Source organism: Muricauda sp. SCSIO 65647, from assembly GCF_021534965.1.
Lineage (GTDB): Bacteria > Bacteroidota > Bacteroidia > Flavobacteriales > Flavobacteriaceae > Flagellimonas_A.
In genome coordinates, this window is the sequence record NZ_CP091037.1 from 3,153,595 (window position 1) to 3,170,001 (window position 16,407).

Sequence of the window (16,407 nt, forward strand, 5' to 3'; positions counted from 1 at the left end):
TGTTGGCGCATTTCCCGGAATATAAAGCGATTAATTAGACTAAAATAACCACTTTCTAAGTATATAAAAATATGAAAAAACAACGGAACACGGGGTCGTGGTGTCCACCACTGCCAAAATTCGACCTAAAAATGAAATTGACCGCTCTGTTAGTATTAACTGCTTTATTCGGACTACAGGCCAATAACAGCTATTCACAGAAAACCAAAATCTCGTTGGATGTTAAAAATATGTCGGTTGCCTCAGTTATCGATGAAATTGAAAGCACCACAGATTATCGATTTGTTTATATCACCAAATACGTTGATATAGACCGCAAAGTATCCCTAAAAGTAAGACGTGAACGAATCAAAAAAGTACTGGGCATTTTATTTGACATGACAGATACGGACTATACAGTAGAGGATACCCAAATCCTTCTTACATATAAGGACAAAAGCGAAGAAATTACGACAGAAAAAAAAGAGACAACTATCTTAGGGGCACAACAAGCCGAGATTTCTGGAAAAGTGACGGACAAAGATGGCGTTCCACTACCAGGAGCCAGTATAGTTGAAAAGGGCACCTCTAATGGTACACAAACTGATTTTGATGGAAACTTTTCGTTGGAATTGGTTGGGGAAGACCCTGTTCTAGTTATTTCCTATATAGGTTTTGCCGCAAAGGAGGTTCAAGTGAACGGACAAAACACCATTAACGTTACTTTGCTTGCAGATACCGCTAATTTAGACGAAGTAGTGGTCATAGGATATGGTACCGTCAAAAAGAGCGATCTAACTGGAGCTGTTGCTTCGGTTTCCCAAAAAGAGATTCAAGATGTACCCGTAGCATCCATAGATCAGTCAATACAAGGTAGGGCCGCGGGGGTGACCGTTACGCAGACATCCGGTGCTCCAGGAGCGGGAATAAGTATCCGAATCAGGGGTGGAAACTCGATAAGCGGTGGCAATGAACCATTGTACGTCATAGACGGTATTCCTGTTTACAGTAACAACAACCTATTTCAACCAGGTGATGGATCGTTCAATGTAGGTGAAGGGCAAAATGCATTGGCCACACTCAATCCAGGTGATATCGAGTCCATTGAAATCCTAAAAGATGCCTCTGCAACGGCAATTTATGGATCTAGGGGATCCAATGGTGTGGTCATCATCACCACAAAAAAAGGCGAAGCAGGTAAACCGAAATTTAGCTTCAATACCTATACTGGTTTTCAAGAAGTGTCCAGAACATTGGATTTGTTGGTGGGCTCAGAACATTTGGCATTTAAAAATGAGCAATTGGTAAATCTTGGAATACCTGTTAGATATGGTGTGCCAGATGGAAGATTTCCAATGCCGTTGGATGAATATGGAGCTACCGATTGGCAAGATGAAATTTTTAGAACGGCAGTAATAACCAACCATCAACTTTCGGTTTCTGGAGGAAGCGAGAATTCAAAATATTTCATCAGCGGAAGTTACTTTGACCAAGAGGGTACAATCATCAATTCTGGGTTCAAAAGATATAGTCTCAGAATAAATATGGATAATAAGCTCTCAGATAGAATGACGCTTACCAACAGCCTGTCTTTAAGTAGAAGCCAAAATAACCCTACGATAGATGCAGGAGGAGAGGGAGTGCTCACAAATGCCTTGCGTTTTACACCTGCTCTACCTGTTTTTGACGAAGACGGCAATTATTCGATTAATGTTGGTCCAGGATCTGGACTTTCACAAATGGTCAATCCGGTGCAACTGGCCAGGGAAACCATCAATGAGATTGAAACCGACCGGGTTTTGGCCAATTTTGCTTTGGACTATGAATTGGTGAATAACCTAAAACTAAGAGTAAGTGTTGGAGGTGATATTGTGAGTAGCCAGCGCCGACTCTTCTTCCCGAACAATTTTGAATATGCAACTTTAGCGGTCAATGAAAACGGGTCTGCTGTCTCATCCTTTACGCGTTCCACAAATCTGTTGAACGAAAATACCCTTAGCTACAAGTATGAGATCAACCCTGATAATGTATTTGATTTTCTTGCCGGTATAACGTTCCAGTCGCAAGAAATAGAGATTTCTACCGCACAGACCAATGATTTTGTCACCAATGTGAACGGACCCGACAATCTTTCCGTTGGTGCCTCGCCCCAACCCACAATTACCCAAAGGGAAAAATGGGGTTTAAATTCATATTTGGCACGTGTCAACTATAACCATAAAAACAAGTATTTGCTAACATTGAGCGGAAGGCTTGACGGTTCATCCCGCTTTGGCGAAAACAATAAATATGGTTTCTTTCCATCTGCTGCTTTCGCTTGGAGAGTTTCAGAAGAAAGTTTCTTCGGCGAAAGCGAAACCTTTAGCAGTTTAAAGTTCAGGGCAAGCTACGGTATTACGGGTAACCAAGAAATAGGACTTTATCAGTCATTGGCGCGACTAGGAACGTTGCGCACGGTATTTGATAATGGTGCGAACACCCCTATAGGGGTTTTCCCCCAAAATGTTGCCAATCCCGACTTAAGATGGGAAAAAACGGCACAATTCAATGTAGGGCTGGATATGAGTTTTTTCAAAAATAGAGTTCAGCTTTCAGCCGATTATTATAATAAGAAGACCGAAGATTTATTAGTAGCAATCGAACTTCCGGCAACATCTGGAGCAAGCAGTGCCCTAAGCAATATTGGAAGTCTTAGGAACGAAGGTCTGGAGTTTACTTTGAATACTAGGATATTGGATGGTGAATTTAGTTGGCAAGCCAGTGGCAACCTTGCCTGGAATCGAAACGAAGTTTTGGATATTGGAGTTAACGATGATATCATTTTGAGTGCCGACGGCATAGGTAGTAGCAATATAATTACCAGAGGGGAATCTGTAGCTTCTTTCTATGGATTGGTTTGGGATGGCGTTTGGCAAGACCAAGCTGAGATAGATGCATCGGGTATAGCCCCCAATGCAAACCCAGGTGATTGGAAATTCAAGGATGTAAATGGTGACGGGGTCTTCAATGAAGCTGATGACCGTACAATAATAGGTGATGGTTTACCTGATTTGGTATATGGATTCACTAATGACTTTAGTTGGAAAGGGTTGGATCTATCCATTTTCTTTCAAGGAGTTTCCGGAAACGAAATTCTTAATCTGAACCGCAGAAGTTTGGAAGACGGACAACCAAACTTCAATATGTTGACAACTGTCAGAAATCGCTGGACCGTTGATAATCCAAGTAACACCAACGTTCGAATGGCCGCACGGCATCCTAACACGGCAAGTACCTTCTTGATCGAAGACGGTTCTTTCCTAAGGTTGCGAAATGTCACGCTGGGGTATAACATTCCCATGAAATCAGAAAGATTGAAATCTTTTATAAGTAGTGCTAGAATATATGTCACTGGTCAAAACCTATGGACGATAACCGATTATAGGGGTTTTGATCCAGAGGTTAATTCAGAAGGTCAAGACAACGTATTGTCTGGCATCGACTACGGAACGTATCCGAAAGCCGTATCATACATTCTAGGTATTGATGTTAGTTTTTAACTTAAATAGTAAAATCATGAAAAATATACTTATTCCAATAGTCGCGATTACCCTAATGGTCTCATGTGAAAGTAATCTAGAGGAAGAACCTTTTTCGTTTATTACAAATGATAATTTTTTCAATACCGAAGAAGATGCCATATCGGGGGTCAACGCAGTCTATCAAAACTTAAGGGAAGGTGGTTTTTACGGAAGTACGTACGTCACGTTGTCAGAAGTTGGGGCAGATATTATAGAATATCGAAGTGATGGTGATGCAGAATTCATAGGTTTTGACAAAAATCAATTTGGTTCGGCATTCGGACCTCTGAACAATTTTTGGACCCAGGCTTACAGTACTATTAATCGTGCGAATACAGTAATCGTAAATACAACCTTGGATAGTGAGATAGGAGATAGGGTGGTGGCAGAAGCGACATTCCTAAGGGCACTTACGTATTTTAATCTGGTTCGGGCCTTTGGTGATGTTCCGCTGGTTCTGATACCTCCAGAAGGGATAGACAATCTGGCCATCCCAAGAGTGGAATCTTCTCAAGTTTATGATCAAATAATCACCGATTTGAATCAAATAATTGGTGATGGAGACCTTCCCGAAACATATGGAAATTCTTCTGACATAGGTCGGGCAACATTGGGTGCGGCCCAAGCCTTACTGGCCGAAATTCATCTTACCTTGGGTAATTATTCAGAAGCAAGAGATCTTGCGCAGCAGATAATATCATCGGGCACCTATCAACTCTTTGATACCTATAATGATGTTTTTGACCTTGCCAATGAAAATGGTATAGAGCATATATTTTCCATTCAGTACAGCTGTGTAGAGCCGCAGTTTGGTAGTGGTTATGCACAGTCATTTGCCGTGGATTTTCTATATCCTGGATTCGGTGGATTAATGGTGAACGAAGCTTTTGTAGCATCCTTTGATGCCAACGATGTTCGTTCCGAGCTTATCTATACCGAAAAGATAACGGAATCGGGCGAGATACTGGAGGTGAAACAACTGCCAAGACACGACAAGTTTTTTGACCCCTCACCCTGTGGCAATAGTAGGGCGAAAAACAACTGGATTGTATACAGGTTTGCTGATATTTTATTGTTTTTCGCGGAGGCAGAGAATGAACTGTCCGGACCTAGCGGTGCCGCGTATGATGCAGTGAACCAAATCAGGGAACGGGCAGGAATAGCACCCTTGGAAGCTGGTCTGTCAAAAGAAGCTTTTCAAGAAGCTGTTTTTCAAGAGCGTGCTTGGGAGCTTTATTCAGAAGGGCATCGAAGATGGGATTTGCTTAGAACGGGCCGTTATATACAACAAATGGAAAGTGTTGGCATTCCAACAGAGAGTAGATATGTATTGTTTCCGATTCCTTTGGCAGAGTTGGATGCCAATAAAGAGTTGACCCAAAACGACGGATATTGAGGTTCGGAGAGATTGTGTTCCCTTCAAGATCACGCCCATTTAGGGTTTCGTGTGCATTGGGCCAATGTAACCTTTTTAACGAATTATTTACTTGCTAAAACGTTTCATCTATGCAAAAACGGATAATTTTTTGTTCACTCCTGTCATGTATCCTTTTATCATGTTTATCCCAAGAAAAGGAGTCTTTTGATGTAGTGGTCTATGGAGGTACCCCTGGAGGGGTTATCTCCGCGGTGGCGGCATCAAGGAACGGTGCTAAAGTATTGCTCATAGAACAAACAAACCATGTTGGTGGGCTAAGTACGAGCGGTATCAATACGGCGGAATCTGAACATATGATCAACAAGGCGATTACGGGAATCGCATTGGAATTTTATGTTAGGATGGGAGAGAAATTTCCAGATGGATATTTTGAGACCTTTTTTAATGGAAGAACACTGAATTTTAAGAAGGGCGACCCTGCGTTCTTTTTTGAATCCCACGTTGCGGAAGAGATGTATAATGAGATGCTCGAAGAAGCAGGGGTCAACGTGACCTTTGGCAAATATGTCGACTCCGTTAGTAAAAAGGCAGGAACGATCGATCAAATTATTCTTACCGACGGTACAACTGTTAATGGGGAAATATTCATAGATGCGTCTTATGAAGGTGATTTAATGGCACGTTCCGGTGTCACTTACACCTACGGACGAGAAGGCCGAAGTAAGTACAATGAATCTTACGCAGGAATCCGTTTTATGGATGATACGATTAGTGCGCGCACCGTTGATCACAGCGGTAAAATACTACCATATTTCTCAAAAGATTCTGGCTTAAAGGCAGGTGAAGGCGATGACAGGGTAATGAACTATAATTTTCGCTTATCAACTACAAAGGTTGACAGCAACAAAGTTGAGATTCAAAGACCCGTTGATTACAATCCATCTCAGTTCAGCCTATTGCGGGACTTTCTAAAAAGCTACCCTGAGACTAAGCTCAATAAACTGATTGGCATCTATGATAGAGGTAGTGGCAAGTTTGAGTTCAATAATAAACAAGACGCCATAATATCCTTGGGTCTTTTTGGAGGTAATCGGGAGTATCCGGATGCAGACTATGACAAACGCCAGGAAATATACGATAACCATAAGTCCTATACGCTTGGGTTTCTATATTTCCTCGGTCATGATGGTTCGGTACCGGAGAATTTACGGCAAGAGATGCGTTCTTTTGGGTTTAGCAAGGATGAATTTGTTGACAACGATCATTTTCCGTACTACTTGTATATCAGGGAAGCGCGGAGGATGGTAGGTGATTTTGTTTTAACCCAACACGATATTCTGGATGATAGAAGCAAAGAAGATGCTGTAATGTTGGGTTCCCATTGGATCGACTCACACCATGTGCAAAGGGTACAGGTTTCCGATTCTACTTTTACCAATGAGGGAAGAATTTGGCATAAGGTGACCGAGCCTTATGAAATTCCCTATGGGGTGTTGCTTCCTAAAAAAGACGAAGTCACCAATCTTTTGGTACCTGTTTGTAGCTCGTTGTCCCATGTGGCATTCTGCTCATATCGGCTTGAATCTACGTGGATGCAGATGGGCCATGTGGCAGGTACTGCGGCGGCCCTTTCCTTAAAGAAAAAGACGACCCCCGCCGAATTGGAAATTGATATACTCAGAGAACAACTAGCGAAAGAAGGGGTAATCTATAAAATTGGGAATCTCGGAGACTATGATGATTACGACAACGAATAGAGAATAGCGTTTCAATGATTTCATTTCTTATTTCCATAGGCATCTTGGTCATAGGCTACTTCACTTATGGCAAATTCATGGAAAGGGTTTTCGGTGTTGACAAAAATCGAGATACTCCCGCCATACGGCTTCATGATGATGTTGATTTCGTACCCCTACCTACATGGCGTATTTTTCTGATACAGTTTCTCAACATAGCAGGTTTAGGACCAATTTTTGGAGCTATTGCAGGAGCCATGTTCGGGCCTTCGGCCTTTTTGTGGATAGTGCTGGGAAGCATTTTTGCGGGGGCGGTACATGATTATTTTTCTGGAATGCTGTCTCTTCGAAACGACGGTCTAAGTATAAGTGAGGTTGTGGGCATTTACCTGGGCCCAAAGGTAAAGACCATGATGCGGTTCTTTACTGTAACACTTCTGATTTTTGTAGGTACGGTCTTTTTGGTCGGCCCGGCGAAAATAATTGATGGTATGATGGGCAACCTCTGGGGAGTATGGGCATGGGTAGGCATAATTTTGGTGTATTATGTTTTATCTACGTTACTGCCAATCGATAAACTTATTGGCAAACTCTATCCAATTTTCGGAATCGCTATGTTATTGATGGCCGTGGGTCTTCTTGTTCCGTTGTTCTTTGGAGACTATCAAATTCCTGAGCTCGTCCCGGCAAACATTGGTAATATGACTACCAATACAGAAGAAACCCCTTTGTTCCCAATTTTGTTCGTCACCATTGCCTGTGGGGCCATATCAGGTTTTCATGCCACACAATCCCCTCTAATGGCGCGTTGCATTAAAAATGAAAAATCTGGAAGAAGAATTTTTTATGGCTCCATGATAACCGAAGGTATAGTCGCACTTATATGGGCGGCCGCGGCCATGACATTTTTTGGTGATGTTACCGAGTTGAACAATGCAATGAATGCCAATAATAATAATGCAGCATGGGCCGCCAACGAGATATCACTGAACATGTTGGGTGGTGCCGGGGGTATTTTGGCCTTGTTGGGTATTGTTGCGGCTCCGATTACTTCCGGTGATACTGCATTTCGATCTGCTCGGCTCATTCTATCGGATGTTTTTAAATCGGATCAAAATAAATTACGAAACAGGTTATATGTTGCATTGCCTCTATTCGCAATTGCCTTCGTGCTCACCCAAATCGACTTCGGAGTTATTTGGAGGTACTTTGCATGGAGCAATCAAACTTTAGCGACGGTGGTATTATGGGCCATTACAGCCTATTTAATATTCGAAAATAAACTGTACTGGGTAACCCTTGTACCGGCCTTGTTCATGACCATGGTTTGTAGCACCTATATTTTGATTGCCAAAGAGGGCTTTCAGCTAGAAAACAACACAGCCTATTTAGTCGGGGCTGTAATAACTATTATTATAGCCACCCTCTTTTGGGGATATGTTACAAAAAGAAGGAATTTTAGTATGGTAAGTTAAAAATAGATTCAGTGATTGGTATCTACAAGTATAGAACTGTTTGAGTTAGTTTAGTTGAGTTTTTTTCGAGATTAGGGACGAAAAATCTTCGTCCCTTTTCTATTTGACAATACTACTGATGATTTACAATTATAAAATTGTTGTGATTTCGAAGGAAGAACCTTTCGAAACTGTTCGGAAAAACTGGGTAATCAATAACAGGAATGATTTTGGGAACTAACGTCAAATTGACCAACATAAAGGAAACTTTAAGAACATTGATTTATTTCTAGAACAAAGTAGCTAACCTTAATTAGTACGTTAAGATTTGAAAAACAACATCACTGTCCTTGCCGTAATTGCCGCACTTGGCGGATTTCTATTTGGATATGATACAGCTATAATATCAGGTACTATTGGTTTTGTCAAAGTACAATTTGACTTGAATACGGTGACCGAAGGTTGGTATGTAAGTTCAGCCCTTCTAGGTACTATTTTGGGAGTGGCTTTTGCAGGAGTATTAAGTGATAAATATGGTCGAAAAAATATCTTGATTGCTTCAGGAGCTTTCTTTGCGATATCTGCTATCGGCTGTGCCATATCGGGTACTTTTGACCAATTGGTAATGTATCGAATGTTGGGTGGGATCGGAGTGGGTATCGCTTCAATGTTATCTCCTCTTTATATTTCAGAAATCGCCCCAGCCAAGAATCGTGGCATTTTAGTGGCACTTTATCAACTAGCGATCACTTTGGGCATTTTAGTGGCTTATTTTGCCAACGCCTATTTTCTTTCGGTATCTACATCGGTTGATTTTAGCCAAAGCTCTAAGATGGTTCAAAAGATTTATGTAACTGAATTGTGGAGAGTCATGTTAGGAAGTGAAGCTGTGCCGGCCTTGATCTTTTTGTTTTTGTTGTTCATTTTACCAAGAAGCCCGCGCTGGTTGATAATGAAAGGGAAAACGAAAAAGGCAAAAACAATATTGCTTCGGTTCATGGATGATGATGGGGCGAACTTAGAAATCCATAACGTAAAGCAAGTACTTTCTGAAAAATCAATAAGTATCAAAAAACTCTTTTCAGGGCCATTTAAACAAGCTGTTCTCATTGGTGTATTGTTGGCGGTTTTGAGTCAATTAAGCGGAATAAATGCCATCATATACTATGGGCCAAAGATTTTGGAAGAAGGAGGTTTACTGATAGGGGAGGCACTTGGGGGACAAGTAATTATTGGTGTCATAAACGTACTTTTCACTTTCGTAGCACTATGGAAAATTGATAATCTAGGTAGAAGGCCCCTATTGAAATTTGGTGTACTGGGTATAATGATTTCATTGATTACCGTTGGTCTTTTATTCTATTTTGAGGTAGGGAACACTACTGTTTTAATGATTTTCATCCTAATCTTTATCGCATGCTTTGCTTTTTCATTTGGTCCCGTACTCTGGGTGCTACTCTCTGAAATCTATCCCTTGAAGATGAGGGGTTCTGCAATGTCAATAGGCACAATGGCTGTTTGGATCGGAACTGCTTTTGTAGGGCAAATGACCCCTTGGTTTTTAGAAAACCTCAAAGCACATGGTACGTTCTGGTTCTTTGCGGCGTGTATGGTTCCAGCCTTGTATTTGATAGTTTACGTATTGCCCGAAACTAAAGGTAAGACCTTGGAAGAAATCGAGAACTATTGGCTATCCAAAAAGAATAAGGTAAAATAATATGTTCAGTATGAATCCTTTAGAAAAAAAAATAATAGTGAATTTAAGACAGAAAGCACACATTTTGATGCCTAAGGTATTCGTGTTTTTTCTGGGCATTACATCGAATAATTGTTTTGCATGGGTAGACTTTATGTTGCACCGGGTTGGGGATTTGACCAAAGCAGAGGGTTCCATAAAAATCGTCATTGCACATTGAGAGCGGGGAAAATCAATAATGCTATTGTCAATCATTGAAAACCATGAAACACGGTTTACTTGTTTAAAACGTAACTGAAATGATTAATTAAAATGAATAGTTTATTACATATATTAAAACGAAATTATGTCTCAATTTTCACTTTGGCAATTGGGATACTTAGTATTTCTTGTAAGGAAGAGGTTCAAGAAACAACTTCAAAAAGACTAATCGACTATGTTGACCCATTTATAGGTACTGGAGGTCATGGCCATACGTTTCCTGGAGCCACCGCACCTTTTGGCATGGTACAACCTAGCCCTGATAATGGCACAGAGGGATGGGATTGGTGTTCAGGATACCATATTTCTGATTCCATTATATCAGGTTTTGGTCAACTTCATCTAAGCGGTACTGGAATTGGTGATTTGACGGATATTCTGCTCATGCCGACCAACTCAGAATTGGATGTTGCCTTATTTGGAATGGAGAGGGACAGCTTGCCATATACTTCCCTTTTTTCACATGTGAGCGAAGTTGCATCACCTGGGTACTACAAAGTCGATTTGAAAAAACCTGCCGTTATGGTAGAATTGACCTCAAATGACTATATAGCCTTTCATAGATATACCTTTAAAAAAAGTGAGTTGCCATCTTTCATAGTCGATTTGGGATATGCAGTGAACTGGGATTCCACGACAGATAGTGGATTGGTTTTAGAAAATGAAAATCTTCTGGTAGGCTATCGCCATAGTACAGGTTGGGCTAAGAACCAAAAGGTGTTCTTTGCAGTCGAAACAACCGCGCCAATCACAAATGCCACATTTGTAACGGATAGGAAGGTATTGAGAGATGTCTCAAAAGCCAAAGGTATAAAGACTGGCGGGCAGTTTTTCTTTGATAGGGATACGGTCAGTACTGTTGAACTGAAAGTAGCTGTCTCTTCAGTAAATATTGCCAATGCCAAGGAAAATCTCTTGCTATTTGGAACATCCAACACATTTGATGATGTGCAGAAAGCAACAGCCAAACGATGGGATGCGACACTGTCCAAAATATGGGTTGAAACCCCCATAGATTCTCTTAAGACCATTTTTTATACAGCTTTATATCATTCACAAATCGCCCCAACTTTATTCAGTGATGTAAACGGTGAATTCAGACTTCAGAATGATAGTGTTGCCAAGGCCAAAGGTTGGGAAGTATATTCAACACTTTCCCTATGGGATACTTTTAGAGCTGAAAACCCATTGCTAAATATCCTACAGCCTGAAAGGGTAAATGACATTATAAAATCTATGCTTATGTATTATGACGAACAAGGTAGGCTACCTGTATGGACATTATATGGCAATGAAACCGATACAATGACAGGTAATCACGGGGTTTCGGTTATTGTTGAGGCATTTTTGAAGGGAGCACGGGGATATGATGTCGAAAAGGCATATGAAGCGGTCAAGAATACCATGATGGGTGATATTCGTGGACTAAAGTTCTATAAAGAATATGGTTACCTACCATATACAAAATTGGATGAATCCGTTACCATAAGCCTTGAATTTGCATACAACGATTGGTGCGTAGCGCAAATGGCCAAAGCTTTGGGGAAAAATGATGACTATGATTATTTTATAAATAGATCGGAGGCCTACAAGTACCTATTTGACGCTGAAACGGGTTTTATGCGAGGCAAATCGGAAGACGGCAAAAGTTGGAACGAACCTTTTGACCCCAAATATTCCAATCACCAAGAACATACCGATTATACAGAGGGGAACGCTTGGCAGCATAGCTGGTTTGTACCACATGACGTACAAGGCTTTGTGGAGCTTCATGGAGGAAGAGATAGCTTCACAAAAAAACTGGAACAACTTTTTACGGAAAGTTCAGAAATTTCAGGGGATAATGTTTCTGCTGATATTTCGGGGTTGATAGGACAATATGCCCATGGCAATGAACCCAGCCACCATATTGCCTATATGTTCAATAAGGCAGGATTGCCATGGAAGACGCAATATTGGGTCAGAGAGATTTTGGAAAGCCAATATAGTACCGGATTTGACGGCCTTAGTGGTAATGAAGACTGTGGGCAAATGTCAGCATGGTATGTTTTTAGTGCATTGGGTTTTTACCCAATGAACCCCGCTTCCGGGCAGTACGAAATAGGAAGCCCTATTTTTTCAAAAGCAACAATAGTATTGCCAAATTCTCGAACTTTTAAAATAAGTGCAAAAGAGACATCGTCAACAAATAGATATGTTCAGTCCCTTAAATTGAATGGTAAAATGTCAAATCGCACTTACATCACCCATGAAGAGCTGATGGAGGGCGGAACGTTGGAATTTGAAATGGGTCCATATCCCAATAGGGAGTGGGGAAAATAACTACACATTTCTTCAACAAAAATCACGCACAAAAAAAATCTTTAGTTGAAGCTAAATTATCCTACGAATATCTTTCACAACAAATCGTAAAACGACGTGGTCGCCAATTTCAGCCCCCTAACAAATACAAAACAGAAATTACTATAAACATGTTAATTCAATGAAAATGAAAAAACTCAAAACTATAATCCATGTTGTTGCGATTGTATTTTTATCATGTAATTCGAATCCACCGGAAAAAAACGTGCCTCCCAATGTTATCATTATAATGACCGATGACCAAGGTTATGGTGAGTTTTCATTTAATGGAAACCCGATAACAAATACTCCCAATATAGATAGGTTGGCTAAAGAAGGAATTCAATTTACAGATTTCCATGTGGCTCCCATGTGTACTCCCACAAGAGGACAACTGTTGACCGGAATGGATGCCTTTAGAAATGGCGCCATCAATGTTAGTAGCGGAAGGACTTTACTGCGTCCTGAATTAAAAACAATGGCCAATATATTCCAGGATAACAATTACGCCACCGGTCTTTTCGGAAAATGGCACTTAGGCGACAATTATCCTTTTAGGCCGGAAGACCGTGGTTTTGAAAAAGCCATATGGTTCCCATCTTCCCATATTAACAGTTTGCCCGATTATTGGGATAACGACTATTTTGATGACACGTATATTCACAAAGGGCAAAAGGAATCGTTTAAAGGATATTGTACCGATGTGTTTTTTGATGAAAGTATAAAATGGATGAAGGCCAGGGCCAATTCAGAAAAACCCTTCTTCACCTACATAGCACTCAATGCTGCACACTGGCCCCATTTCGTTCCCAACCGCTATCGGGATCCTATCCGAAAAGCAATGGAAAAGAAACCTGAATTATTTGAAAATCTTGACGAAAAAAAACGAAGAGAGTTGGTTAGTTTTTTAGCTATGGGTGCCAATATTGATGAGAATATGGGTAAGCTTTTAGACTTTTTGGATGAATCGGGTCTTGATGAAAATACTATAGTCGTTTTTCTTACCGACAACGGAAGCACATTCGGGAAAGACTATTTTAACGCTGGTATGAAAGGAGGGAAAACGACTCTCTGGGAAGGTGGACATCGTGTTCCCCTCTTAATGAAAACACCCGAACGCTCGTCGAACCGACCGGAAAAAATTGACGAATTATGTCATGTTCAGGATTTACTACCAACATTGGCGTCAATGTCGGGTATTACTGATATTCCCCAAAAGTTAGATGGCGTGGACCTTTCCCCATTGCTTACAGGTGAAAAAGAAAAGCTAGACGATAGAATGCTAGTAATAAACTATAGTCGAATGCCTATGTTCGAGGTAAACTATACAACTAAAAACCCGGCCATTCCCATGAAAAATGGTGCAGGGGTGTTATGGAAAAACTGGCGATTGCTCGAAAATAGAGAGTTATATGATATTTCAACTGATCCGTATCAAGATGATGATGTAGCAGCAGAAAATCCTGAAGTCGTAGCAAAAATGAGGGCGCATCTCGATAATTGGTGGGATGAAGTAAAAGATGAAGTATATGAACCTCAACGTGTTGTTATCGGAAGTGAACATGAAAACCCTATGCTGATTTCCGCATGCGAGTGGCTCGATGTCTTTGTAGACCAACAAATACAAACCCGTTACGGACCCAAAAAAAATGGAATTTGGCATTTATTCGTTGCTAAAGCTGGAGAATATGAGTTTGAACTACGTCGTTGGCCAAGAGAATCTGGGTTTCGTCTTAGACAAGGAATTCCTGAGAAAAAGGTAACGGACGGCACCTTTATAGAAGGTACCAGCTTTCCAATATTTTCAGCACGAATGAAAGCTGGAAATGAAGAAAAATCCATTAAAACCTCAGGGGGTGATGTTGCCGTCAATTTCACCTTTGAACTGGAAAAAGGAAATATTGAAATTCAAAGTTGGTTTAATGATGAAAATGGAGAATCAATTTTAGGTGCCTATTACATGTATGTAACCAGGAAGTAGTTAGGGTATTGGAACAGGTGAGACAAGAAAGATAATCCCCAAACATACTCGTGAAATGTACTTCCATCCCATTTTTTCCAATAAACCGCCCAATGGAGCATGAGCAGGGATATAGAAATGATACCAAAAAAACCAATCACATTGGCAATTTCTTTCATTTTCCGATGCAGAAATTCGAGAATATATTGCCCAAAAGATCATCGGTGGTGACTTCTCCCGTGATTTCTCCCAAATGAAAGAGCGCTTGGCGAATATCGATGGCCAAAAGGTCGCTGCTCAATTCGTTGGAAATACCCTCTTTGACTTTTTGAATCTCTTCCAGGGCCTTCAAAAGTGCATTATAATGCCTATTATTGGTTACTATGGTGTCGTTGCCACTCAATGAACCTATGTTTACAAATTCGAGCAATGTGTTTTTGAAAGCTTCAAGACCTTCACCTTTTTGAGCGGAGAGTAGCAGTATTTTTGCATCCTTTATGCCTTCAAGGATGGCCACAAGTGCAGATTTTTCTTTTTCTGATAGTTCGTCAACCTTATTGGCGGCCACGACCAAGGCTTTGTCTGGATGTTTTTTTTGAATAGCGGCTATTTCACTCAATGAATGGGGTCCCTTTACATTTTTGGCATCCAAAAGGTAAACGACCACTTTGGCCTGTTCGATTTTTTCGAGTGTACGCCTGATACCGATTTCTTCTACAACATCTACGGTTTTTCTGATACCTGCCGTATCGATGAACCTGAAATTGATTCCACCAATCGATAGTTGGTCTTCAATGGTGTCTCGGGTAGTGCCCGGTATATCGCTTACAATGGCCCTTTCTTCATTCAAAAGGGCGTTCAATAGGGTAGATTTGCCCACATTGGGTTCACCCACAATGGCCACGGGAATGCCATTTTTGATGACATTGCCCAAAGCGAAAGAATCGATCAAGTTTTTGAGTACTTCTGAAATCTCGACCAAGAGATGCTCAAACTTCTCCCTATCGGCGAACTCTACATCCTCGCCAGAAAAATCGAGCTCGAGTTCAATAAGGGAGGCAAAGTTCAAAAGTTCTTCACGCAATCTGTTGATGTCATTGCTAAATCCGCCACGCATTTGTTGCACGGCAATTTGATGTGCGGCTTCACTATCGCTGGCTATCAAATCGGCAACCGCTTCTGCTTGGCTCAGGTCCATTTTACCGTTCAAGAAAGCTCGGAGGGTAAATTCGCCCGCAGTCGCCGTTCGGCAACCGTTTCTCAAAAAAAGTTGTACGATTTGCTGCTGAATGTACGGTGACCCGTGGCATGACACTTCAATGACATCTTCGCCCGTATAAGAATTCGGTGATTTGAAGATAGAAACCAGTACCTTGTCCAAGACCTTGTCACCATCAACAATATGGCCAAGGTGAATGGTATGCGTTTTCTGTTGTGCCAAATCCTTTCCTGAAACCGATTGAAACAATGATGCGGCGATGGCCATGGTATCAGGGCCTGAGATACGGATCAGGGCCACGGCACCGATGCCCGATGGGCTGGCCAAGGCAATAATGTTGTCAGTGTATGGCATACCGACAAAAATACAAAGAAGACATTTGCTGTAACATTTTATGAAAGATTGCTACCAATAAGTGAATCATCAATCAAAATATCATGGAAATAGTTAATCAAAGCGTTTTACGAAAAGACAACACATTGCTGTCGGTCACACACCTGACCCAATTGTTGCATTACATAACCGGTTTTGGCGGTTTCATCGTACCGCTGATCATTTGGTTGACCTCACGAAAAAATGTAGAGGGCATGGATGAGCATGGCAAGGCCATTATCAATTTACAATTGAGCTTGTTGCTCTATATCATTTTGAGCATACCCGCCATTTTATTATTTGGATTGGGCATTTTGACCTTGATCGGGGTCGGAATTGTAGGATTTGTACTGCCCATCATAAATGCAGTCAAGGCAGCCAATGGAGAGCCACCATCTTATGTGTTGACCATACGGTTTTTCTAAAGTGTTGGGCAATGACCGACTTTCTTT

At 41.1% G+C, this 16,407-nt stretch carries 9 protein-coding genes; 8 read left to right on the top strand and 1 reads right to left on the bottom strand.

The window, feature by feature from the left end:
* Positions 1 to 71 precede the first annotated feature (71 nt).
* The 7 genes from L0P89_RS13995 to L0P89_RS14025 all read left to right on the top strand — a co-directional run bounded on the left by L0P89_RS13995 (position 72) and on the right by L0P89_RS14025 (position 14,385).
* The gene (locus tag L0P89_RS13995) at positions 72 to 3,518 is read left to right on the top strand and encodes a TonB-dependent receptor (RefSeq protein ID WP_235265734.1); all 3,447 of its coding nucleotides are present in this window, start codon (positions 72 to 74) and stop codon (positions 3,516 to 3,518) included.
* 16 nt (positions 3,519 to 3,534) lie between these two features.
* Positions 3,535 to 4,935: a RagB/SusD family nutrient uptake outer membrane protein gene (locus L0P89_RS14000; RefSeq protein ID WP_235265735.1), complete on the top strand. Its 1,401-nt coding sequence runs from the start codon at positions 3,535 to 3,537 to the stop codon at positions 4,933 to 4,935.
* 110 nt (positions 4,936 to 5,045) lie between these two features.
* A complete protein-coding gene (locus L0P89_RS14005) occupies positions 5,046 to 6,674 on the top strand; it encodes an FAD-dependent oxidoreductase (RefSeq protein WP_235265736.1) in 1,629 nt (542 codons plus the stop codon).
* A gap of 14 nt (positions 6,675 to 6,688) precedes the next feature.
* Positions 6,689 to 8,128 carry a carbon starvation protein A gene (locus L0P89_RS14010; RefSeq protein WP_235265737.1) on the top strand — a complete coding sequence of 480 codons (1,440 nt, stop codon included), beginning with the start codon at positions 6,689 to 6,691 and terminating at the stop codon, positions 8,126 to 8,128.
* A 307-nt stretch (positions 8,129 to 8,435) separates the two neighbouring features.
* Positions 8,436 to 9,824, top strand: a complete 1,389-nt coding sequence (locus L0P89_RS14015; RefSeq protein ID WP_235265738.1) for a sugar porter family MFS transporter — start codon at positions 8,436 to 8,438, stop codon at positions 9,822 to 9,824.
* A 291-nt stretch (positions 9,825 to 10,115) separates the two neighbouring features.
* On the top strand, positions 10,116 to 12,386 hold the full coding sequence (locus tag L0P89_RS14020; RefSeq protein WP_235265739.1) for a GH92 family glycosyl hydrolase: 2,271 nt from the start codon (positions 10,116 to 10,118) through the stop codon (positions 12,384 to 12,386).
* 166 nt (positions 12,387 to 12,552) lie between these two features.
* Positions 12,553 to 14,385 carry an arylsulfatase gene (locus L0P89_RS14025; protein ID WP_235265740.1) on the top strand — a complete coding sequence of 611 codons (1,833 nt, stop codon included), beginning with the start codon at positions 12,553 to 12,555 and terminating at the stop codon, positions 14,383 to 14,385.
* A 154-nt stretch (positions 14,386 to 14,539) separates the two neighbouring features.
* Here the strand turns inward: L0P89_RS14025 and mnmE are convergent, their stop codons facing one another.
* On the bottom strand, positions 14,540 to 15,937 hold the full coding sequence (gene mnmE / locus L0P89_RS14030; RefSeq protein ID WP_235265741.1) for a tRNA uridine-5-carboxymethylaminomethyl(34) synthesis GTPase MnmE: 1,398 nt from the start codon (positions 15,935 to 15,937) through the stop codon (positions 14,540 to 14,542).
* An 83-nt stretch (positions 15,938 to 16,020) separates the two neighbouring features.
* Here mnmE and L0P89_RS14035 point away from each other — a divergent pair, with 83 nt between their 5' ends.
* Positions 16,021 to 16,380: a DUF4870 domain-containing protein gene (locus L0P89_RS14035; RefSeq protein ID WP_235265742.1), complete on the top strand. Its 360-nt coding sequence runs from the start codon at positions 16,021 to 16,023 to the stop codon at positions 16,378 to 16,380.
* Positions 16,381 to 16,407 lie beyond the last annotated feature (27 nt).

Excerpts from the sequence above, each read along its gene's own strand:
- L0P89_RS13995 (WP_235265734.1), top strand. The coding sequence starts at position 72 with ATGAAAAAACAACGGAACACGGGGTCGTGGTGTCCACCACTGCCAAAA.
- L0P89_RS14000 (WP_235265735.1), top strand. The coding sequence starts at position 3,535 with ATGAAAAATATACTTATTCCAATAGTCGCGATTACCCTAATGGTCTCA.
- L0P89_RS14005 (WP_235265736.1), top strand. The coding sequence starts at position 5,046 with ATGCAAAAACGGATAATTTTTTGTTCACTCCTGTCATGTATCCTTTTA.
- L0P89_RS14010 (WP_235265737.1), top strand. The coding sequence starts at position 6,689 with ATGATTTCATTTCTTATTTCCATAGGCATCTTGGTCATAGGCTACTTC.
- L0P89_RS14020 (WP_235265739.1), top strand. The coding sequence starts at position 10,116 with ATGAATAGTTTATTACATATATTAAAACGAAATTATGTCTCAATTTTC.
- L0P89_RS14025 (WP_235265740.1), top strand. The coding sequence starts at position 12,553 with ATGAAAAAACTCAAAACTATAATCCATGTTGTTGCGATTGTATTTTTA.
- mnmE (WP_235265741.1), bottom strand. The coding sequence starts at position 15,937 with ATGCCATACACTGACAACATTATTGCCTTGGCCAGCCCATCGGGCATC.
- L0P89_RS14035 (WP_235265742.1), top strand. The coding sequence starts at position 16,021 with ATGGAAATAGTTAATCAAAGCGTTTTACGAAAAGACAACACATTGCTG.